Source organism: Thermus altitudinis (assembly GCF_022760835.1).
In the GTDB taxonomy this organism is placed as follows: Bacteria; Deinococcota; Deinococci; order Deinococcales; family Thermaceae; genus Thermus; species Thermus altitudinis.
This window is the reverse complement of sequence record NZ_JAKTNQ010000001.1, coordinates 115,745-136,421: the sequence shown is the minus strand read 5'-3', so window position 1 is coordinate 136,421 and position 20,677 is coordinate 115,745. Positions and strand designations below refer to the sequence as shown.

The window sequence follows — 20,677 nt, the reverse complement described above, 5'->3', positions numbered from 1 at the left end:
GTATGAACGGTCCTCCTGCCCCCCTGGTGGAAGAGCTTTCCCGGCTGGGCTACGCCTTGATGCGCCTTCTCCTTGCCCGCGCCAAGGAAACCTTCACCCAAGAAGGCCTCTCCCTCCTCCAGGCAGAGGTGCTCCGTTTGGTGAAGGAGGGAATCCAGGTGCCTTCCCGGATAGCGGAGCACCTCGAGGTCCTTCCCTCCCAGGTCTCCCACCTCCTGGCCTCCATGGAAGAAGCCGGCCTCCTCAAGCGCCAGCCCGACCCCGAGGACCGCCGTAGGGTGCTCCTGCGCCTCACCCCCAAGGGGGAGGCGGTGCAAAAGCGCCTGCAAGAGGCCTGGCTAAGGGCCTATGGCCAGCACCTGGCCCGCCTTTCCCCGGAGGAACTGAACCTCTTCCGCAACCTGCTGCGCAAACTCACGGAGGTGGAAGGTGCCTAGGCTCCTCAGCCTATTCCTCCTCTTCCTTCCCGCCTTGGCCCAAGGCGCCCTAGCCCCCTTGCGAAACCACCCCCTAGCCCTCCAGGCCCAGGCGCTTCTGGACGCTGCCGCCAAGGGCTTGGAGGCCCAATCCTCCCCCCTGGCCCTGAACCTCCAGGGGAACTACGCCCGGCTGGGCTACGAGTGCACCCCTTCCTCCCTGTGCTCCAGCCTGCCCGGCACCGCCGGGAGCCTCACCCTGGCCCTGGTCCTCACCCCCTTCCCCTTTGGCGACACCCAAGACGCCCAAAGGCGGGCTAGGATCGCCTACCGGCGGGCGGAACTCGCGTACCGCAAGGCCCTCACCGCCCTGCAGGCCCAGGCGGTGGCCGCATACGGCCGTTACCAGCTGGCCCTCTTGGGGGAAAAACTGGCGCAAAAAGGGTGGGAGCTGGCCCAGGCGGCCCTCGAGGCGGCCAGGAAGCGCCAGGCCAACCCCAAGGAACTCCGGGAGGCGGAACTGGCCCTGAAGGAAGCCGAAAACCGCCTCCTGGACGCCCAAAGGAGCGTGGAGCTGGCCAGAAAGGGGGCAGAGGGCCTGGTGGACCTCACCAAGCCCCTCCCCGAGATCCCCCCGCCCCAGGGCACCACCCCCCTGGCCCTGGAAGAAGCCCGCCTGAGCCTCGAGGAGGCCAGAATCGCCTACTCCGCCTCCTTTCGCGCCCTCTTCCCCGAGGTCAAGGCCAGCTACCTCCTCTACCCAAGTGGAAACGACACCCTGACCCTAAGCCTTTCCAGCCGGACCCTGCAACCCACCCTGGCCTACACCCGGCAGGACCCGGGGCAACGGCCCACCAGCCTGCCCGGCGGCAGCTACCGCATCGCCGAGGAGCTTCGGCTTTCCCTTTCCCTAACCCTCACCCCTGGCCTTTTCGCGGCCCTGGAGGCGGCCGAGGCCCAGGTGCGGGGAGCCGAGGAAGCCCTGAAAGGGGCCGAGATGCAGGCCCGGCTCCAGGGGGAAACCCTGGAGAACTCCCTTAAGGCCAAGAGGATGGCCCTGGAACTGGCCCGCCTCCGCCACGGTGCCCAGGAAAGGGCCTTGGCGGAAACGAAAAGGCGCCTGGAACTGGGCCTAGAGAGTCCCCTGGCCCTGCTGCAGGCGGAGTTTGCCCTTCTGCAAGCGGAGCTGGCCCTGGCCCAGGCGGAAAGCGATCTGCGAAGCAAGTGGATGGACCTCTACCAGTTTTACGGCGAACTCTTACCGGAGGTAATCCCATGAAAAAGATTGCCCTAGCCCTCCTTTTTCTCCTGGCCCCTAGCCTAGCCCAACCCCTCCCCGAGGCCCTGAAGAAGGCCCCGGAGGTGGCGGCGGTGGTCACAGCCCGGCTGGAATCCGCAACCCGGCAGAAAGACCTGGAGCGCACCCTCCAGGACCCCTTGCGCACCGCCCTGGCCGAACTGCAAGCACGCCAGGCCAGGGATTTGGCCGAGGCCCGGCGCAAACGAGCCCTGGCCCAGGCGGAAAGCGAGATCGTTTCCGCCTATACCCAGGCCTTTGAGGCCCTCCTGCAGGTGGGCCTGGCGGAAAAAGCGGTGGAGGTGGCCGAGCTGGGGCTTAAGGCCACGGAGATCCGCCTCAAAGGGGGTGGCGCCACCAGCCTGGACCTCCTGGAGGCGCAAAACCGCCTCCTGGAAGCTAGGAAGAACCTGGAACTGGCCCAAAGGGGGCGGGATAGCGCCTTGGCCGCCCTGGCCAACCTGGTGGGGGAATGGAAACCCCAAAGCGTGGGCGAACTGCCTTCCCTTCCAGGAAAGGAGGTGGTGGAGGCCCTTTTGCAGGAACACGTGGACCTCCTCCAACTAAGCCAGTCCCTGGAGCTTTTGCGCTTCCAAAGGGGGCTCATGGACGAAAGCTTCGTGGCCAGGAGGGAGATAGAGGCCCTCGAGGACCAGATCCGAACCCTGGAGACCAACCTGGCCAACCTGGAACGCACCCTCAGACTGGGCCTGGAGGCCAGGTACCGCCAGCTCTCCCCCCTCCTGCAGGGGGTAAAGGCGGCGGAGGAGGCTTACCGGGCAGCCCAGGAGCGCTACCGAGCCGAGGAAAAGCGTTTCCAGGCCGGGCTCACCAGCCGGCTTGGCCTGTTGCAGCAGGAGCTTTCCCTAAGGCAAGCCCAACTGTCCTGGGAACAGGCCAAGCACGCCTACCTCAAGGCCTACTACGGCCTTCTGGCCAGCCGTTAAGGAGGACGGAATGCCCAAAGCCCCTATCTTGCCCCTCACCCTAGGCCTCACCCTCTTCCTCCTGGGCGCCTGCGCCCCCAAGAAGGAGGCCCCGTCCCAGGCCCCAGGGAAACCCCAGGCCCTGGAGGTTCGCACGGTCCCCGCCCAAAGGGGCCTTCTGGAGCGGGAGGTCCGGGCCTCCGCCACCTTGCAGGCGGAAAAGGATAGCCTGGTGGCGGCAGGCGCCTCGGGGAGGGTCCTAAGAACCCTTCCCCCCGGCACCCGGGTACAGGCGGGGGAGGGGGTGGTCTTTTTGGACCCCGCCCCCTTCCAGGAGGCCCTGGAGGCCGCAAGGCTGAACCTAAAGCAAGCCGAGGCCAACCTGGAGCGCGGCCGAAACCAGCTCTCAGGGAACCAGGCCGCCCTCAAGGCCCAGCTCCAGGCGGCGGAGGCCCAGCTCCAGGCGGCCAAAAGGCGCTATGAGGAGGGCCAGGCCCTGCTTGCGGTGGGGGCCTTGGCCCCCTTGGACCTCAAGGTCCTCGAGGCCCAGTACCGCCAGGCGGAAAGCGCCTACCAAAACGCCAAGGAGGCCCTTTCCCGCCTGGAGCGGGCCGAGGACATCCGCCTTCTTGAGCTCCAGGTGGAGGCCGCCAGGCTCCAGGTGCGCCAGGCGGAGAGGAATCTCCGGGAAAGCGTGGTCCGGGCTCCCTTCGCCGGGGAAGTGGTGGAGGTCCTCGTTAAGGAGGGGGAGTTCCTGGGAGCGGGAAGCCGGGCCTTCCGCCTGGCCACCACGGAGCGCCTCCTGGCCAAGCTGTACCTTCCCCCAGACCAGGCCGCCTCCCTTACGCCCGAAACCCCCTTCCTCCTTAGGCAAAACGGCCAGGAGGTGGCGGCCCGCCTCTTGCGCAAAACCGATCTGCCGGGCCAGACCCGGCTGGTGGAGGTGGTCCTGAAGCCGGAGGGCACGCTTCTCCCAGGCCCCGCCGAGGTGCGCTACCGCCTAAGGCTGGCCGAGGGCATCCTCCTTCCCTTAGCCAGCATCCAGATCCGGAATGGGGAGGCCCGGGTCTTTGTGGTCAAGGAGGGCAAAGCCCAAAGCCTTCCCGTGCGCCTCCTGGCCCAGGAGGCCGGCCAGGCGGCGGTGGAGGGCGTGGAACCCAATAGCCGGGTGATCCATCCTGTCCCCGAAGGCCTTAAGGACAACGACCCCGTGGAGGTGGTCCGGTGAGGGAAAACCCTCTGGTGGCCTTTTTCGTGGAGCGCTTCGTCTTCGCCACCGCCATCTTCGTGGGCTTGGTGCTGGTGGGCTTAATCCTGGGGCTTGGGCTCGGGGTGGAACTCCTTCCCCGTTTCAGCGTGCCGGTGGTGGCGGTTTCCACGGGCTACCCAGGGGCTGGCCCCGAGGAGGTGGCGGAGCAGGTATCCAAGCCCCTGGAGGACGCCCTTTCCACCCTAAGCGGGGTGGATACCATCGGCAGTAGCTCCACGGAAGGCTTCAGCCTGGTCTTCGTGCAGTTCCAGCAGGGGGTGGATGTGGACAAGGTGGCGGTGGAGGTGAGCCAGAAGGTGGCCGCCGCCCGGGCCCAGCTTCCCAAGGACGCCTCGCCCCCTGTGGTGCAGAAGTTTGACCCCTCGGCGACCCCTATCCTCTACATCGCCCTCGAGGCTCCCGGGGAAGAGCTTTCCCAGGTGCTCCGCTACGCGGAGCGCACCCTAAAGCCCAGGCTCCAGCTGGTCCCCGGGGTGGCGGACATCCGCCTCACCGGGGCGCCCAGGCGGGCCATCCGGGTCTACTTGGACCCCGACCGCCTGCAGGCCCTGGGCGTGGCCCCTGGCCAGGTGGTGCAGGCCCTTTCCAGCTCCGCCCTGAACCTACCCGTGGGAAGCCTCACGGAAGGGGAAAAGCGCCTGGTCTACACCCTGCGCAACACCCCGGCCACCGCCCAGGAGGTGGCCGCCATCCTTTTGGATCCCTCCCGTGGCCTACGGGTGGGGGATGTGGCCCGGGTGGAGGAAAGGGCGGAGGAGGCCAGCACCCTGAACCGGGTAAACGGCCGCCCCGCCGTGCTCCTGGCGGTGGTCAAAACCCCGGACTCCAACGCCGTGGCCGTGGCCGATGGGGTCAAGAAGGCCCTAGGGGAGGTCCAGCTTCCCCGGGGCTACCAGACGGAAATCGCCCTGGACAGCACCCGCTTTATCCGGGCCGCGGTTTTGGACACGGTACGGGAGGCCTTCTTGGCGGCCGTGGCGGTTTCCGTGGTGGTCCTGGTATTCCTGGGCAAGCTGAACTCGGTGTTTTCCGTGATCCTGGCCATCCCCATCACCCTTTCCGGGGCCATACTCCTTTTTGGCCTTCTGGGCTTCACCTACAACCTCATCAGCCTCCTGGCCCTTACCGTGGCGGTGGGCATCGTGGTGGACGACTCCATCGTGGTGGCGGAGAACATTGACCGCTACCGCCGCCTGGGCTATAGCCCCAAGGAAGCGGTGCTAAAGGGGGCCAGCGAGGTTTCCGTGGCCGTGGCCGCCGCCACCTTGAGCCTCCTGGCCGTCTTCCTACCCATCAGCTTCCTCCCCGGCATCATCGGCCAGATCTTCCAGCAGTTCGGCCTGGGCATGGCCGCGGCCATCGCCGTGAGCTGGCTGGAAGCCCTCCTCTTCCTCACCGTGCGCCTGGCCTACTTCCCCGACCCCGAGCCCCCAAGCCCTCGGGAAGCCCTCTTGGCCCTTCGCCTCCTGCCCGAGGACCTGCGCTGGGCCTACCGCCGGGGCTTTAGGACGCCCTGGGGCCTAGCCTTGGGCCTGGGCCTGGCCCTTTTCCTGTACCGCTTGGGGCCCCTTTTCCTCCTGCTCCTTCCCCTCTACCCTACCTTTCTGGGCCTACTCCGCTACCTGGGCCGCTTCCTTTGGGACCTGGCCGGGGCCCTCACCCACCTCCTCCACGGCAGCGCCGAAGGCGGTATGCGCCGCCTCACCGAGGCCTACGCCCGAAGCCTGGGCCTAGTCCTAAGGCGGCCTGGGGGGGTCTTGGTCCTGGCCGCCTTGGCCTTCCTCTCCATCCTGCCCATCCTGCCCCTGATCCCCTTCAACTTCACCCCCCGCTCCGACACCGGAGTCCTCACCGCCACCCTGCTCCTGCCCAAGGACACCCCCTTGGCGGTCTCCGACCGGGCGGCCAGGGTCCTCGAGGCCTACTTCCTCTCCCACCCCGCGGTGAAGCGGGTGGTGACCACCGTGGGGGCCAGCGCCACCGGGGGGGCCCAGGTGGGGGATCCCAGCCGGGTCCAGCTGCAGATCGTCCTCAAGCCCAAAGGGGAACGGCAGGATATCTTCTCCCTCACCGAGGCCTTCAACCGGGAGGGGAAGGCCCTTCTGAAGGACTTTCCCGGGGCCGACCTCCGGGTCCTGGCCCAAACCGGCCCCGAGGCTGGGGATGCGGACCTGCAGTTCTTCGTGACCAGCCCTGACCGGGGCCTCCTGGAAAAGCGGGTGATGGAGATCACCGAGGTGATTGCCGAGAAACCCTATGTGCTCAACGTGAAGAACACCCTCGAGGCCACCCAGCGGGAACGGGTCTTCCTCCCGGACCCCTCCCGCCTTTCCGGCACCGGCCTCACCCCTTTGGACGTGGCCCAGACCCTACGCCTCTACCTCTCGGGCTCCCAGGCGGCCACCGCCAGGAGGAGCGGCGAGGAGCTGGCCGTCGTGGTCCAAGCCGATCCCCTGCGCCTGGGCCGGGAAACCGATCTCCTCTCCCTTCCCATCTATGCCCCGGCCCTGGGAGGCTTCCTGCCCTTAGGGAGCCTAGGACGGCTTGAGGAGCGGCCGGGACCCACCTTGATCTCGAGGCGCAACCAGGCCTATGCCGCGGGCATCAACATCAACCTGAAGCCCGATGCCCCGGGCAGCTTCCAAATCCAACGGGAGCTGGAGGCCGAGCTCAAGGAGAAGGGGCTTCTGGGCGATGGGGTGGAGCTCCTGGCCACGGGGCTGGGGAGCTTCACCGGGGAACTGGCCCGCCTGGCCCCCCTGGCCTTCGCCCTGGCCCTGGTCCTCAACTACCTGGTCATCGCCAGCCAGTTCAACGCTTGGCGCTACCCCCTTTACCTCCTTCTCCCCGTGCCCTTGGCCTTGGTGGGCGCCTTTTGGCTCACCTACCTTCTGGGCACGGGCCTGGACGTGATCAGCGTCCTGGGGGTAGTGATGCTGATCGGCCTGGTGACCAAAAACGCCATTTTGCTTCTGGACTTCGCCGTGCGGCGCATGCGGGAAAAACCCCTAAAGGAAGCCCTGGTGGAGGCCGCCCGGCTCCGTCTACGGCCTATCCTCATGACCAGCCTAACCGTGCTTATCATTAGCCTGCCTTTGCTTCTAGGCACCGGGGAAGGAGCGGAGTACCGTAGACCCTTGGGGGTGATCATCCTGGGAGGGCTCCTTTCCTCCACCCTCCTCACCCTCTTCGTGGTACCCGCGGCTTTCTACGCCTTTGAGCGCCGAAGCAAGGAGGAACCGGTCCTGCGGTAACCATGGTTGCCAGAAAGATCCTGATCCTAATCGGCCTGGGGGCCTTGCTCCTGGCCTTGGCCGTGGTGGGGGTGGCCTACTACTTCCTTAGGCCTTTGAAGGCCGAGCCCCTGGCCCAGGAGGCCCTCCAAGGGGGAGGCCTTAAGGTGCAGGAGGCGCCGTATGGCCTGGCCCTCATTCCCAAGACCCCCAAGGCCCTCCTGGCCTTTTACCCTGGGGCCCGGGTGGAACCCTTGGCCTACGCCCCGGTCCTGGCCCCCGTGGCCCAGGCGGGGTACCTGGTGGTCCTCCTCAAGGTCCCCTCCGGCATCGCCCTCTTGGGCAAGGAAAGGGCCTTGGAGGCCCACAGGGCCCATCCCCATCTTCCCCTGGTGGTAGGGGGGCATAGCCTAGGGGGCGTGGCCGCCGCCGAGCTGGCTGTCCGGGAGAAGCTCCCCCTTATCCTCTTCGCCAGCTACCCCGAGGAGGACCTCAGCCGGGAAACCCTCCCCACCCTAGCCCTCTACGGCACCGAGGATGGCCTTCTGCCCCTCGAGGAAGCCCGACAAAAGGCCCGGCGCTTACCCAAGAATGCCCGGGTGGTCTTCATAGAAGGCCTGAACCACGCGGGCTTCGGGGCCTATGGCCCCCAGAAGGGGGACCGGCCCGCCACAAGGCCCCGGGAGGCCCTTTGGCCGGAGATTGCGGAAGAGGTGCTCCTTTTCCTGGAAGGCTTGGACCTTACCGCACCACCCCCACCCCAGACACTCATCCGGTGATATAGTGGGAAAAGCCGGGGCGGGCGCCCCCCCTCGGAACACTTCCCCCTAAAACCCACCCCTAGCCCAGCCCTGCCCACATCAGGGTGGCCTTGCCCTCTAGGGAAAGGGGGGGAAGGGAAAGGAGCACGCATGAAGGATAGCCTGCAAACGCTTAAGAGCCTTCACACCCCAAGCGGCACCTACGGGTACTTTGACCTTACGGAACTGGAGAGGAAGGGCCTTGCCGAGGTAAGCCGGCTCCCCTTCTCCATCCGCATCATGCTGGAAAGCCTCCTAAGAAACGAGGACGGCTACCAGGTAACCAAGGAGGATATTGAGGCCCTGGCCCGCTGGACTCCGGAGCCCGGGGAGATCAATGTGCCCCTGAAGCTAGCCCGGGTCATCCTTCAGGACTTCACCGGGGTGCCGGCGGTGGTGGACCTGGCGGCCATGCGGGACGCCGTGGCCGAGCGGGGCGGGGACCCCAGACGCATCAACCCCGTGGTGCCCGCCGATTTGGTCATTGACCACTCGGTGCAGGTGGACGCCTTCGGCACCGCCTACGCCTTCTTTTACAACGTGGAAAAGGAGTACGAAAGGAACCGGGAGCGCTACCTCCTCCTCAAGTGGGCCCAAGGGGCCCTGGAGAACTTCCGGGTGGTGCCCCCCGGCACCGGCATCGTTCACCAGGTGAACCTGGAGTACCTGGCCAAGGTGGTGATGACCCAGGAGGTGGAGGGCCTTACCCTGGCCTTCCCCGATAGCCTGGTGGGCACCGACAGCCACACCACCATGGTGAACGGCCTGGGCGTTTTGGGCTGGGGCGTGGGGGGCATAGAGGCCGAGGCGGTGATGCTGGGGCAGCCCTACTACATGCTGGCCCCCAAGGTGGTGGGATTCAAGCTCTATGGGGAGCTTCCCGAAGGGGCCACAGCCACGGACCTGGTCCTCACCATCACCGAGATCCTGCGCAAACACGGGGTGGTGGGCAAGTTCGTGGAGTTCTTTGGCCCCGGGGTGGCCAAGCTCTCCCTGGCGGACCGGGCCACCATCGCCAACATGGCCCCCGAGTACGGGGCCACCATGGGCTTCTTCCCCGTGGACGAGGAGACCTTGAACTACCTGAGGCTCACGGGCCGCCCTGAGGAGCTCGTCGCCCTGGTGGAGGCCTACACCAAGGCGGTGGGGCTTTTCCGCACCCCCGAGGCTGAGGAAAAGGTGCGCTACTCGGAAACCCTGGAGCTGGACCTCTCCACGGTGGAGCCCTCCCTGGCCGGCCCCAAGAGGCCCCAGGACCGGGTGGCCCTTAGGGAGGTGAAGGGAAGCTTCCTCGCCCACCTCACCAAGCCGGTGAAGGAACGGGGGTTTGGCCTTGGGCCGGACCAGCTTGGCCAGAAGGTCCTGGTCAAGCGGCACCAGGAGGAGTTTGAGCTCGCCCACGGCTCGGTGGTCATCGCCGCCATCACCAGCTGCACCAACACCTCCAACCCCACGGTGATGCTGGGAGCAGGGCTTTTGGCCAAGAAAGCGGTGGAGGCGGGGCTGGACACCAAGCCCTGGGTGAAAAGCTCCCTGGCCCCAGGTTCCAAGGTGGTGACGGACTACCTGGAGGCCAGCGGGCTTTTGCCCTTCCTCGAGGCCCTGCGCTTCCACGTGGTGGGCTACGGGTGCACCACCTGCATCGGCAACTCCGGTCCCCTGCCCGAGGACATCGCCAAGGCGGTGGAGGAGGGGAACCTGGTGGTGGCCGCGGTGCTCTCCGGGAACCGCAACTTTGAGGGGCGCATCAACCCCCACGTGAAGGCCAACTACCTGGCAAGCCCCATGCTGGTGGTGGCCTACGCCCTGGCGGGCCGCATGGACGTGGACTTCACCACGGAGCCCCTGGGCTACGACCCCAACGGCAAGCCCGTCTACCTCAAGGACATCTGGCCCTCCATGGAGGAGATCCGCCAGGCCATGGCCAAGACCCTGGACCCCGAGCTCTTCAAGAAGGAGTACGCCAAGGTCTTTGAGGGGGACGAGCGCTGGCAGGCCCTCCCCGCCCCCACCGGGGAGCTTTTCGCCTGGGACCCCGGGAGCACCTACATCCAAAAGCCCCCCTTCTTCCAGAACCTGGGCCAGCACCGGGTGGGGGATATCCGGGGGGCCAGGGTGCTTCTGGTCCTGGGGGATTCCGTGACCACCGACCACATCTCCCCCGCCGGGGCCATCCCCGTGAAGAGCCCCGCGGGCCAGTACCTGATCTCCAAGGGGGTCAAGCCGGAGGACTTCAACTCCTACGGCTCCCGGCGCGGCAACCACCAGGTGATGATGCGGGGCACCTTCGCCAACATCCGCATCAAGAACCTGATGCTGGATGGGGTGGAAGGGGGCTACGCCAAGAAGCTTCCCGAGGGCGATGTTGACTTTGTGTACAACGTGGCCCTGCGCTACCAAGAGGAGGGCACACCCCTTCTGGTGATCGCCGGGAAGGAGTACGGCACGGGCAGTAGCCGCGACTGGGCCGCCAAGGGTACCTTCCTCCTGGGCATCAAGGCGGTGCTGGCGGAAAGCTTTGAGAGGATCCACCGCTCCAACCTGGTGGGGATGGGGGTGTTGCCCCTGGAGTTCCTGCCCGGGGAGAACCGGGAAACCCTGGGCCTCACGGGCTACGAGGTCTACGACATCCTGGGGCTTGAGGACCTAACCCCCCGCAAAAAGGTGGAGGTGGTGGCGCGAAGGGAAGACGGCACGGAGGTTCGCTTCCAGGCCACCGCCCGCCTGGACACCCCGGTGGAGGTGGACTACTACAGGAACGGGGGCATCCTGCAAACGGTGCTCCTCAACATGCTGAAGGAGGCCAAGGCCCAGTAGCGAAGGGCAAAGAGGCCCCGGGGCTGTGCCCCGGGGCCTCCTTTTAGGAGAGCGCTAAAGCCCTGCGCCGATCTCCAGGTGGGGGTTGGGGCGGCCCCCCTCCTCCTCCGCCTCCCGGGCCTCAATCTTGCCCTTGATGCGCTTCAGGCGGAAGGTATCCTCCCTTTCCCGTTGCTCCAGAACCTGCTGGATGAAGCGGATCTGGCCCCGGATTCCGGGAATCACCACCTGCTCCAGGGCGTTCACCCGGCGGGTGGTCTTCTTGATCTCCTCCCCGATCTTTTTGAGGCGGGTTTCCGTGTTGGCCACCTGGAACAGGGCCTCGGCGTAACGGCGGAAGGCCCGGGCGGCCTCCAGGGTGTAGGCGGGGGTGCCCACCGGGGAAAGAAGGGCCCCATCGGAAAAGGTGACCCTAAGCCTGGGCACCTTGCTCCCCCAGACGTTTTCCACCTCCGCCTCCACCTTTTCCAAGGGACGCACCCCCAGGGCCGCCGCGGCCACCGCCTCCGGCCCGTCAAAGGCCTGGGCCAGGAGCAAAGCCCCGTAAGCTTCCTGGGCCGCCTGGTTCAGGGCCTTGCGAGCCTCGAGGGCCTCCCGCACCAGGCCGAAGAACTCCGCCACCAGGGCATCCCGCTTCTTTTTGAGGAGGTCCACCCCCTTCTGCGCCAGGCGCATCTGGCCGCGCCGCTGCAGAAGGTTCATGCGGGTGGGGCTGACCTGGCTCATAGGACCTCCTTAGTCCAGGGCCTGGGGAGCGCCCCAGATCTCCTCCAGCTTCTGCCCGTAGTACTTGCCGATGTGGTCGCGGGAAATCCGCTTAAGCTCGCCCTGGGGCAGCATGGAAAGCAGGGCCCAGGCGATCTGCAGGCTCTCCTCAATGGAGCGGTTCTGCTGCCCCTGGTTGATGAAGTGCTTCTCAAAGGCGTCGGCGAACTGCAGGTAGCGCCGGTCGTTCTCCGTGAGGGCATCCTCGCCGATGATGGCCACCAGCTTACGGATGTCCACCCCGTTGGCGTAGGCGGAGTACAGCTGGTCGGAAACCTGCTTGTGGTCCTCCCGGGTCTTGCCCTTGCCCACGCCGTTGTTCATGAGCCGGGAAAGGGAGGGCAAGGGGTCAATGGGCGGGTAGATACCCTTGCGGTGGAGCTCCCGGGAAAGCTGGATCTGACCCTCGGTGATGTAGCCGGTGAGGTCGGGGATGGGGTGGGTGCGGTCGTCGTCGGGCATGGAGAGGATGGGGATCTGGGTCACGGACCCCTTCTTCCCCACCACCACCCCGGCCCGCTCGTAGATGGTGGCCAGGTCGGTGTACATGTAGCCGGGGTAGCCCCGCCGCCCTGGGATCTCCTCGCGGCTGGCCCCAATCTCCCGCAGGGCCTCGCAGTAGTTGGTCATGTCGGTGAGGATGACCAGCACGTGGTAGTCGTGCTCAAAGGCCAGGTACTCGGCCACGGTGAGGGCCATGCGGGGGGTGAGGATGCGCTCAATGGTGGGGTCGTCCGCCTTGTTGAGGAAGAGCACGGAACGGCTTAAGGCCCCGGTGCGCTCAAACTCCTGGATGAAGTAGGAAAGCTCCCGCTGGGTGATGCCCATGGCGGCGAAGACCACGGCGAAGGGCTCCTCCTTCTCCCCCTCCCCCGAGAGGTCCGGGCGCACCGTGGCCTGGCGGGCGATCTGGGCGGCGATCTCGTTGGCGGGAAGACCCGAGCCCGAGAAGATGGGCAGCTTCTGCCCCCTAACCAGGGTGTTCATCACGTCAATGGTGGAAATACCCGTCTGGATGAACTCCTCGGGCTTCCTGCGGGCCACGGGGTTCAGAGGCAGGCCCACGATGGGCAGCCGCTTCTCCGGGGTAATGGGGGGCAGGCCGTCAATGGGCTTGCCGATCCCGTTGAAGCGCCGGCCCAGCATCTCCTTGGAAACCCCAAGCCGGGCCACGTCCTCCACCAGGCTCACGCTGGTGGTGGCCAGGTCCAGGCCCGTGGTCTCCTCAAACACCTGGATGACCGCATACTCCTCGGAAACCTCGATCACCTGGCCGCCGCGCACCCGGCCCGTGCCGTCCTTGATGTCCACGATGGCGCCATAGGCCAGGTCCTTGGCGTTTTCCACGAAGAGGAGCGGCCCCGAGATATAGGTGATGCCCGTGTATTCCTTCTTAAGAAGATCCATCCATCCCTCCTCTAGGCCAGGGCCTTGAAGGCCCCCTCGATCTCCTTCATGGCCTCCTCAAAGTAGCGGGGGAAGTCCTCCTCGCTTTGGTAGCGGGCCCGACCGATACGCTCAATGACGGGAAGCCCCAGGATCTCGTCGATGCTCACCCCCCGCCGGATGGCCGCCTCCGCCTCCTTGTAGAAGCTGAGGATCATCTTCATGATGCCGTAGGCCTTGGGCATGGAGCAGTAGGCGTCGATCTCGTGGAAGGCGTTTTGTTGCAGGAAGTCCTCGCGGATGATCCGCCCCACCTCAATGACCAGGCGCTCGGCATCCTGGAGGGCATCGGGACCCACCAGCTGCACGATCTCCTGCAGGCCAGCCTCCCGCTGGAGAAGCTCGGAGATGGCGTCGCGAAGCTCGGGGTAGTCGGGGGCCACGTTCTCGCGGTACCAGGGGTCCAGGGCCGGGGTGAAAAGGGAGTAGGAACCGTTCCAGTTAATCGCTGGGAAGTGGCGCCGGAAGGCTAAGGAGGCATCCAGCCGCCAGAAGGCCCCCACGATGCGCAGGGTGGACTGGGTCACGGGCTCGGACATGTCGCCGCCCGGTGGGGAAACCGCCCCCACGATGGTGATGGCCCCCTCCTCCCCCGCCAGGGTGATCACCTTACCGGAGCGCTCGTAGAAGGCGGCCAGACGGGCGGCCAGGTAAGGGGGGTAACCCTCTTCCGCGGGCATCTCCTCCAAGCGGCTGGAGATCTCCCGCAAGGCCTCGGCCCAGCGGCTGGTGGAGTCGGCCATGAGGGCCACGGCGAACCCCTGGTCGCGGAAGTACTCGGCGATGGTCACCCCCACGTAGATGCTGGCCTCCCGGGCGGCCACGGGCATGTTGGAGGTGTTGGCGATGAGCACCGTGCGGTGCATGAGGGGCCCACCCGTCTTGGGGTCGGTGAGCTCGGGGAACTCCACCAAGACGTCGGTCATCTCGTTGCCCCGCTCCCCACAGCCCACGTAGACCACCACGTCCGCGTTGGACCACTTGGCCAGGGCCTGCTGGGTCACGGTCTTACCGCTGCCAAAGGGCCCGGGGATGGCCGCCGTGCCCCCCATGGCCACGGGGAAGAGCACGTCCAGGATGCGCATCCCCGTGAGGAAGGGGGTGTTGGGGTCCAGCTTGCGCTGCACGGGGCGGGCCCGGCGCACGGGCCAGGTGTGGTAGAGCTTGAGCTGGGTGCCGTCCTCCAGGACCACCACCGGCTCCTCCACCGTGTACTCCCCAGCGGGCTTCACCTCCTTCACCCGGCCCTTCACATCCGGGGGCACCAGGATCTTGTGGGTGAAGTTGAACTCCGGCACCGTGCCCAGGACCATCCCCCCTCTGACCTCGTCCCCGGGCTTGACCCTGGGGGTCCAGGCCCACTTCTTCTCCCGGTCCAGGGGGTGGACCACCACCCCCCGGGTGATGTAGATCCCGGTTCTCTCCTGGATGCGCTCCAGGGGACGCTGGATGCCGTCGTAGATCCCGTTCAGCATCCCTGGGCCCAGCTCCACCGCCAGGGGAAGCCCCGTGGAGACCACCGGCTCCCCCACCTTAAGCCCCGAGGTGTCCTCATAGACCTGGACGAAGGCGGTGTCCCCATCCAGGCGGATGATCTCCCCCACCAGGCCCTCTTGGCCCACCTTGCAAATGTCGTACATGCGAGCCCCGGTCATGCCCTTGGCAATCACCGCCGGGCCCGCAATCTTCTGGATCACGCCCTGGATCATCTTCCCTCCATTCTACAGCTTGATGTCAAAGCCTATGGTCCTTCGCACCAACTCCCGCATGTACCCCTCCACATCGGGGTTTTGGAAGGCATCCCTCAAGCCCGCAAAGGGAAGGAGCACGGGGAGGTCCTTGCCCCGCATGAGCCTCTCCACCGCCTTTTCCGGCTCGGGAAGAAGCCCGCTGTCCACGGCCACCAGGGCATACCCCCCGGCCTGGACCAGTTCCTCCAACCGGGCCCGGGCCTCCTCGGCGCTGGAGGCGGGATACGCCTCGAGGCCCGCCAGGCGGAAGCCCTGGGCCGATTCGGGATCGGCGATCACCGCCACCTTCATTCGCAGACCACCTCCTCCTCCACCTGGGCCCGGGGAAGCCCGAAGTAGGCCCGCCGAGCCAGCAGCCTAAGCCGCATGGCCTCCCACTCCCTTTCCCTCACGTAGGCCAGGACCAGGCCCACCCCTAGGGGATCCGAAGCCCCCTTCCTGGCCTCCTTAAGGAGGACGCACCTTAGCCGCCTTTCCAGCTCCTTTAGGTCCCGCACGCCGGACAAAGGAGCAAAGGGCGTGCCCGCCAGCTCGTCCAAGACGGCGTAATCCCCCTCCAGGAGCCGGGTGAAGCGCACCCGGTCCACGAAGCGCCCACCCCGGATAAAGACGCTTTCCACCGGCACGTCCTGCCCCTGGAGCTTAAAGGCGGTGCGCAGGTTCTCCGCGTCCACCTCGAGGGCCAGGTGGTCCCGCAAGGCCGGCTCCTCCAGGGCCTTGGAGGCCTTGGCCACATCCTCAAAGAAGCGCTTGGCCAAAAGGGCCTCCACCCGGGAAAGGTCCTGGGTTTCCCGCAAAACCGCCCTCAGGGCCCGGGCCAAGGGATGGCCCGGTACCGACAAAACCTGGGCCATCCCCGCCGCATCCTGGGCCTCGTAAGCCTGCCGCCAGAGGGTTTCCTTGAGGGTGCCGGGCAAGAGGGCTATCTCCTCAAAGGGCTTGCCCGTGGCCTTGGCCCGGAGGAGGGCCTGCAGGTTGGTAAGGTCATTCCTTAGGAGGAGAAGCCGGACCGCCTCCCGGGCCTCCCCCGTGACCAAGCCCGCCAGATCCCCCACCAACCGGGCCTGGGTAAGGGCTACCGCCCGGTCCACATCCGGGAGGCCCTGGCCGGCCAGGTCCTGGCCGTAGACGCTCTCGGAAAGAAGGCGCAGGAAATCCGGGTAGGAAAGGTCCAGGGCCTCCTGGAAAAAGCTCTCCTTGAGAAGGGTACTCCTCCTGGCCCGCACCCGGGCGTTTAGGTAGCCGAAGTCGTCCGCCATGTTCTAGCCCCACACCATCTGGGCCACCTTGGAGGAAAGGGCATCCCAGGCCCGTTGCAAACGGCTTAGCAGGGCGTTTTCCACCTGGGTCCTGCCCCCCTGGCCGATGGCCCTTACCCCAAGGCGCAAGGCGGGATCCTCCCGGAGTTCCAGGCCCCGCTCCCGCGCCAGATCCTCGAGGTGGGGAAGGTTTTCGGGATGGGAAGCCAAGGCCTCGGGCTCGCCCAAGGCCGCAAGGGCCTCCTCCGCCAGTTTCCGCAAAACCCCTGGCCAATCGGGGCTACCCGGTAGGGCCATGAGGGCCTCCTGCGCCTTTTCCCTCACCCGGGCCAGTACCTCCCCCTTGGCCTCGGTACGGGCTGTGGCCAGGAGGAGCTCCCCGGCGCTTTCGGCCCGGCGAAGGGCGGCTTGCAGGCTGGCCTCGAGGGCCCGCTTCTTGGTGGAAAGCAAGCCTTCGGCCTTGGCCCTGGCCTCGGAGACCAGGCTCTCCGCCTTGGCCCTGGCCTCCGCCAGCACGGCCTGGATCTCCGCCTCCACCTCCTGGCTCAATATGGCTTCCAGTTTGGACATCTGCCCTCCTTGGAAAAAAGGCCCCACCCCACAAGGGGCAGGGCCCCAAAACCCCTTACAGCTTGCCGTTAAGGATAAAGGCGATGAGAAGGCCGAAGATCACCAAGGTTTCCGGCAGAAGGAGGAAGATCAGGGCGGTACCGAAGTTGCTCCGGTCCTCGGCGATGGCCCCCACGCCCGCGGCACCGATGCGGGCCTGGGCCACGCCGGTGCCCAAAGCCGCCAAGCCCACCGCCAGGCCCATGCCCACGGCGATAAGGCCTCGGTCCAAACCGCCGGAAGCCGCCGCCTCCTCCGCCGCCAAAGCCAAAGCACCGAAAACCGCTACCAGAACCGTAACCAGAAGCTTCTTCATCTCTTTCCCTCCCTAAAGCGTCTCGCGGACGCTCTTGAACGGCCGGTAAGGCCTGCCGTTCTCCTCATAGAAACCGAACTTGGTGAAGAACTCCACCCAGATAAGACGGATGGGCTGGAGCATGTGGCCTAAGGTGGTGAGAAGAAGGATAAGAAGGTGCAACACCGCCGCCACCAGGATCCCCAAAAGCACCCCCAGAAGCCCTATCCGCTCCGCCAGGGCGAAGCCCACATCCGTAAGAAGGCCCGCCAGAATGCCCCCGGCAGCCCCCACCGCATAGATACGGATGTGGGAGAGGATGTGCCCGGCCTGGGTGAAGATCTCCGGAACCATGAGCCACATCCGGCTCGCGATAACCGAAAGCAGGAAGACGCCAAAACCCAGGTACATCAGCCAGGAGAGCCACCCCGCCTGCAGGTTCCCCAGGTACCCCGCCGCCAGGGCCAGGATGCCCACCAAGCCCCCCAGGTAGCCCACGCCCTCCCAGAAGTGGGCCATATGGCGGTGCTTCAAGCCCAGGTAAGCCCGTAGGGCCAGGCCCCAGAAGACCATGACCACCCCGAAGGCCACGGAAAGCAGGATGAGGAGGTTGGCGGTCTTGGCGGTGTCTATGCGGGGGATGAGGATGGGGATGAGGCCAGGATGCTCGGGGGTACCAAACACCCCCAGGTGCTCCAAAAAGGTGCCGAAGAACTCCCCGTAGATGAAGCCCCAAACCACCGTCCAGAAAACCATCCAGTTAAGGATATAGACCAGCTTCCCGATGACCGCAGGTTTGAGCCTGAGGGCGAAAAGATGGATGACCAAAGGCTCGTTCCGCTTCACGAACCCGGAAAGCCAGCGCCCGAGGAGCAGGAAAAGAAGGGCATACCCTATGTCCCCCACGATCATGCCAAACCAGAAGGGGAAGAAGATGGGCACCACCGGGGTAGGGTCCAAGGAGCCGTACTTGGGGGTGTTGAGGAAGCTCACCAAAAGCTCAAAGGGCTTGACCCAAGGGGGGTTGTCCAGGGCCACGGGTACCCTATCGGCCTCGTGGTGCTCGTCCACCGGCTCAAAGGCGTAGATCACCTGGTCCTTGTGCCGGGCCAAGGCCTCCTCCACCCGGACCTTGGCCTTCACCGGAACGTAGCCCAAAAGGGCGAAGCCAAACCAGCCGGAGGCTAGCTCCTCTAAGGCTTTCAACCGAGCCGCCTCGTCCTTGGCCCGCGTCCAGAGGCTTTGCAGGGTGGAACTAGCCTCCTGGGCCAGCTTGTAAAGGGCCTGCCGCACCTCGGAAAGCTCCTTGGGGGCCGCCTCGGCCCGCTCCTTCAACCGGCGGGTGGCCTCGCTTAGGGAAAGGTCGCCGTAAGCACCAGGAAGGCGCAGCTCCGCCACCCCCGCCCGGGAAAGGGCCGCCTTGGCCGCCTCGAGGTCCTTCCGGTGCACCACCAAAAGCCCAGCCACCCCTTTGGAATAGGGCTCGCTGGCCAGGATAAACTGGTCCTCCAGGGCCTTCTTCAGGGCCTCCTCCACCAGGGGAAGCTCCTTCTCCGTAACCAAAAAGGGCACCACCCGGAAGAAGGGGCTTCGGTCCAAGCCCTGGGCCATGGCGGCCAGCTTCTCCAAGGGCTCCAGGTAGGCCTGGGCCAGGGAAAGCTCCTCCTCCAGCTCCTGCCTCTGCCGGGCCAGGCCCTCGGCATGGGCCTGGATGGGAGCCAGGGCCTTTTCGGCCGCCTCCAGGCCATCGGGGAATGGCCTAGAGGCCTCCACCTCCCGGCCCAGAAGGGCCAGGGTGTGTTCGGCCCCCGCCGCCACCCCTTCCCAGCGCCTCAGCTCCTCCCGCTCCTCCGGGGAAAGCTTGTACTCGGCAAGCTCCTCCACCCGGAGGGTTTCCAGGTGGACCACCCCCGCCTGCTGCAGGCTTTGGAGAAGCTCCTGGGCCTTGGCCTTGGGACCGGCCAGGACCAGCTTCTCCATGGGGGCGATCACGGCAAAACCTCCTTCAGGACCAGGGCCACAGCCTCCTCCAACCGGCCCTCTGCCTTTTCCTTGACCGCCTTGGCCTCAGCCTCCGCCTGGGCCCGGTAGCGGGCCAGAATGGCCTCGGTTTCCTTGGCCTCCCGTTCCCGGTATTCGGCCTCCAGGGCTTTGGCCTCGGCCTCCGCCTTCTGCAAAAGGGCCCTGGCCTCCGCCTCAGCCTGCTGCACCAGGGCCTCAGCCTCCTTCTTCGCAGCCTCGAGGCGGGCCAGTAGCTCCCTTTCCTTTTCCGCCAGGCTCTTGATAAGTCCCAGGCCTCCCATCGCCCCTCCCTTCGTGAAAAGATGCGCAAACTGCGCCTGCCGGGTATGATACCGGCCTTTGGGGCCTACGTCAACCAACCCCGCTTAAGTATACTTAAGCGGTGCGGATTCTCGTCAACGAAAGGGGGGCCCAGCGCCTCTTATCCCGGCACCTATGGGTTTTTCGCAGGGACGTGCTCTCGGGCCCGGAAGAGCCGGGGCTTTACCCCGTTTACTGGGGCAAAAGGTTCCTCGCCCTGGCCCTATTCCATCCCGAAAGCGACCTCAGCGTCCGGGCCTACCGCTTCCGGCCGGCCAAAGACCTCGAGGAAGCCCTCCTGGAGAACCTTAACCGGGCCTTAGCCCGCCGGCTTCCCGCCCTGGAGAGGGAACCCGAGGGCGGGTTCCGCCTAGCCCATGCCGAGGGGGATTTTCTTCCGGGTTTGGTGGTGGACTACTACGCCGGCCACCTGGTCCTCCAGGCCACGGCCCACGCCTGGGAGGGCCTCCTGCCCCAGGTGGCAGAAGGCCTTAAACCCTTAGGCCAAAGCCTCCTGGCCAAAAACGACGCCAAGGCCCGGGAGCTGGAGGGCCTACCCCTCTACGTGCGGCCCCTTTTTGGCCAGGTGCCTCCGGCGGCCACGGTGAAGGAAGGCCAGATCCGCTACCGGGTGGACCTCACCGGGGGCCAGAAGACGGGGGCCTACCTGGACCAACGGGACAACCGGATTCTAATGGAAAGGTTCCGTGGGGAAAGGGCCTTGGACGTGTTCAGCTATGCGGGAGGCTTTGGCCTGCACCTGGCCCTGGGCTTCCAGGAGGTGATCAGCGTGGACAGTTCCCGCGAGGCCCTAAGGCAAGCGGAGGAGAACGTCAGGCTGAATGAGCTCTCCCTCAAGACGGTGGAGGCCAACGCCTTTGACTACCTAAGGGCTTTGGAAAAGGCGGGGGAACGGTTTGACCTAATCGTGCTGGATCCACCCGCCTTCGCCAAGGGGAAAAAGGATCGGGAAAGGGCCTACCGGGCTTACAAGGAGGTGAACCTCCGGGCCATCAAGCTCCTTAAGGAAGGGGGCCTCCTGGCCACCAGCAGCTGCAGCCACCACCTCACCGAGCCCCTCTTCTACCAAATGCTCACCGAGGCGGCCCAAGACGCCCACCGCAGCCTAAGGGTCGTAGAGAAACGCGGGCAGGGGTGGGACCATCCCATCCTCCTCAACCATCCCGAAACCCACTACCTGAAGTTCGCCCTCCTAGAAGTTCTTTGATCCGGGCCGCCAGGCCCTCAGGATCGGGCACGGGAAGGGATAGCCCCTCCCCGTCCTCCAGGCGGAGGACCAGGGCCCGCCTTCCCCGGGCGAGGGGCCTCCCACCCCCACCTCCCGCACCTCCTCCCAGGGAATCCGGCGCCCAGGCCCCAAGGGAGGATGGAGGCTGAGGTGGTCGGGAAAAAGCCGTAACCGCCACCCCCGCCCAGAAGACCCAGGGGGAGAGGCCAGCAAAGCCCACCT

Annotated in this window: 17 protein-coding genes; 8 read left to right on the top strand and 9 right to left on the bottom strand. The window is 66.1% G+C overall.

The features are described 5' to 3' along the window. Positions 1 to 2 precede the first annotated feature (2 nt). From L0D16_RS00675 to acnA, 7 genes are all read left to right on the top strand, one after another. Positions 3 to 437 (top strand): MarR family winged helix-turn-helix transcriptional regulator, encoded by a 435-nt coding sequence (locus L0D16_RS00675; RefSeq protein WP_243029415.1) that lies wholly within the window; start codon positions 3 to 5, stop codon positions 435 to 437. Next, positions 430 to 1,695 (top strand): TolC family protein, encoded by a 1,266-nt coding sequence (locus L0D16_RS00670; protein WP_243029414.1) that lies wholly within the window; start codon positions 430 to 432, stop codon positions 1,693 to 1,695. The genes L0D16_RS00675 and L0D16_RS00670 overlap by 8 nt, the downstream gene beginning before the upstream one ends. Next, complete coding sequence (locus L0D16_RS00665; protein WP_243029413.1) at positions 1,692 to 2,660, top strand: TolC family protein; 969 nt, start codon at positions 1,692 to 1,694, stop codon at positions 2,658 to 2,660. The genes L0D16_RS00670 and L0D16_RS00665 overlap by 4 nt, the downstream gene beginning before the upstream one ends. 10 nt (positions 2,661 to 2,670) lie before the next feature. Continuing rightward, complete coding sequence (locus L0D16_RS00660; protein WP_243029412.1) at positions 2,671 to 3,867, top strand: efflux RND transporter periplasmic adaptor subunit; 1,197 nt, start codon at positions 2,671 to 2,673, stop codon at positions 3,865 to 3,867. Continuing rightward, positions 3,864 to 7,163, top strand: a complete 3,300-nt coding sequence (locus L0D16_RS00655; RefSeq protein ID WP_243029411.1) for an efflux RND transporter permease subunit — start codon at positions 3,864 to 3,866, stop codon at positions 7,161 to 7,163. The genes L0D16_RS00660 and L0D16_RS00655 overlap by 4 nt, the downstream gene beginning before the upstream one ends. Before the next feature lie 2 nt (positions 7,164 to 7,165). Beyond that, entirely contained in the window at positions 7,166 to 7,921 is a 756-nt protein-coding gene (locus L0D16_RS00650; protein WP_243029410.1) for an alpha/beta hydrolase, read from the top strand. A gap of 132 nt (positions 7,922 to 8,053) precedes the next feature. Continuing rightward, complete coding sequence (gene acnA / locus L0D16_RS00645) at positions 8,054 to 10,759, top strand: aconitate hydratase AcnA (protein ID WP_243029409.1); 2,706 nt, start codon at positions 8,054 to 8,056, stop codon at positions 10,757 to 10,759. A gap of 54 nt (positions 10,760 to 10,813) precedes the next feature. Here the strand turns inward: acnA and atpD are convergent, their stop codons facing one another. From atpD to L0D16_RS00600, 9 genes are read right to left on the bottom strand one after another with little or no spacing between them, the layout of a single operon-like run. Continuing rightward, the gene (atpD, locus tag L0D16_RS00640; RefSeq protein ID WP_243029408.1) at positions 10,814 to 11,485 is read right to left on the bottom strand and encodes a V-type ATP synthase subunit D; all 672 of its coding nucleotides are present in this window, start codon (positions 11,483 to 11,485) and stop codon (positions 10,814 to 10,816) included. Positions 11,486 to 11,494: 9 nt separating this feature from the next. Continuing rightward, positions 11,495 to 12,931, bottom strand: coding sequence for a V-type ATP synthase subunit B (locus tag L0D16_RS00635; RefSeq protein ID WP_015716781.1), 1,437 nt, complete (start codon positions 12,929 to 12,931; stop codon positions 11,495 to 11,497). An 11-nt stretch (positions 12,932 to 12,942) separates the two neighbouring features. Continuing rightward, entirely contained in the window at positions 12,943 to 14,679 is a 1,737-nt protein-coding gene (locus L0D16_RS00630; protein ID WP_243029407.1) for a V-type ATP synthase subunit A, read from the bottom strand. Between the two features lie 12 nt (positions 14,680 to 14,691). Further along, positions 14,692 to 15,006, bottom strand: coding sequence for a V-type ATP synthase subunit F (atpF, locus tag L0D16_RS00625; RefSeq protein ID WP_243029503.1), 315 nt, complete (start codon positions 15,004 to 15,006; stop codon positions 14,692 to 14,694). A gap of 2 nt (positions 15,007 to 15,008) precedes the next feature. After that, a complete protein-coding gene (locus L0D16_RS00620; RefSeq protein ID WP_243029406.1) occupies positions 15,009 to 15,980 on the bottom strand; it encodes a V-type ATPase subunit in 972 nt (323 codons plus the stop codon). A gap of 3 nt (positions 15,981 to 15,983) precedes the next feature. Further along, positions 15,984 to 16,550 (bottom strand): V-type ATP synthase subunit E, encoded by a 567-nt coding sequence (locus L0D16_RS00615; protein ID WP_243029405.1) that lies wholly within the window; start codon positions 16,548 to 16,550, stop codon positions 15,984 to 15,986. A 55-nt stretch (positions 16,551 to 16,605) separates the two neighbouring features. Then, entirely contained in the window at positions 16,606 to 16,905 is a 300-nt protein-coding gene (locus tag L0D16_RS00610) for an ATP synthase subunit K (RefSeq protein ID WP_038056386.1), read from the bottom strand. A 12-nt stretch (positions 16,906 to 16,917) separates the two neighbouring features. Then, a complete protein-coding gene (locus tag L0D16_RS00605; protein ID WP_243029404.1) occupies positions 16,918 to 18,876 on the bottom strand; it encodes a V-type ATP synthase subunit I in 1,959 nt (652 codons plus the stop codon). Continuing rightward, positions 18,873 to 19,187: a V-type ATPase subunit subunit G family protein gene (locus L0D16_RS00600; RefSeq protein ID WP_243029403.1), complete on the bottom strand. Its 315-nt coding sequence runs from the start codon at positions 19,185 to 19,187 to the stop codon at positions 18,873 to 18,875. Before L0D16_RS00600 ends, L0D16_RS00605 begins: the two co-directional genes overlap by 4 nt. A 101-nt stretch (positions 19,188 to 19,288) precedes the next feature. Between L0D16_RS00600 and L0D16_RS00595 the strand changes: the two genes are divergently transcribed. Then, positions 19,289 to 20,434 carry a 23S rRNA (cytosine(1962)-C(5))-methyltransferase gene (locus tag L0D16_RS00595; RefSeq protein ID WP_243029402.1) on the top strand — a complete coding sequence of 382 codons (1,146 nt, stop codon included), beginning with the start codon at positions 19,289 to 19,291 and terminating at the stop codon, positions 20,432 to 20,434. The last annotated feature ends 243 nt before the right edge of the window (positions 20,435 to 20,677 follow it).

Coding starts and splice junctions, on each gene's coding strand:
- L0D16_RS00675 (WP_243029415.1), top strand. CDS start 3: ATGAACGGTCCTCCTGCCCCCCTGGTGGAAGAGCTTTCCCGGCTGGGC.
- L0D16_RS00665 (WP_243029413.1), top strand. CDS start 1,692: ATGAAAAAGATTGCCCTAGCCCTCCTTTTTCTCCTGGCCCCTAGCCTA.
- L0D16_RS00660 (WP_243029412.1), top strand. CDS start 2,671: ATGCCCAAAGCCCCTATCTTGCCCCTCACCCTAGGCCTCACCCTCTTC.
- L0D16_RS00650 (WP_243029410.1), top strand. CDS start 7,166: ATGGTTGCCAGAAAGATCCTGATCCTAATCGGCCTGGGGGCCTTGCTC.
- acnA (WP_243029409.1), top strand. CDS start 8,054: ATGAAGGATAGCCTGCAAACGCTTAAGAGCCTTCACACCCCAAGCGGC.
- atpD (WP_243029408.1), bottom strand. CDS start 11,485: ATGAGCCAGGTCAGCCCCACCCGCATGAACCTTCTGCAGCGGCGCGGC.
- L0D16_RS00635 (WP_015716781.1), bottom strand. CDS start 12,931: ATGGATCTTCTTAAGAAGGAATACACGGGCATCACCTATATCTCGGGG.
- L0D16_RS00630 (WP_243029407.1), bottom strand. CDS start 14,679: ATGATCCAGGGCGTGATCCAGAAGATTGCGGGCCCGGCGGTGATTGCC.
- L0D16_RS00620 (WP_243029406.1), bottom strand. CDS start 15,980: ATGGCGGACGACTTCGGCTACCTAAACGCCCGGGTGCGGGCCAGGAGG.
- L0D16_RS00615 (WP_243029405.1), bottom strand. CDS start 16,550: ATGTCCAAACTGGAAGCCATATTGAGCCAGGAGGTGGAGGCGGAGATC.
- L0D16_RS00610 (WP_038056386.1), bottom strand. CDS start 16,905: ATGAAGAAGCTTCTGGTTACGGTTCTGGTAGCGGTTTTCGGTGCTTTG.
- L0D16_RS00600 (WP_243029403.1), bottom strand. CDS start 19,187: ATGGGAGGCCTGGGACTTATCAAGAGCCTGGCGGAAAAGGAAAGGGAG.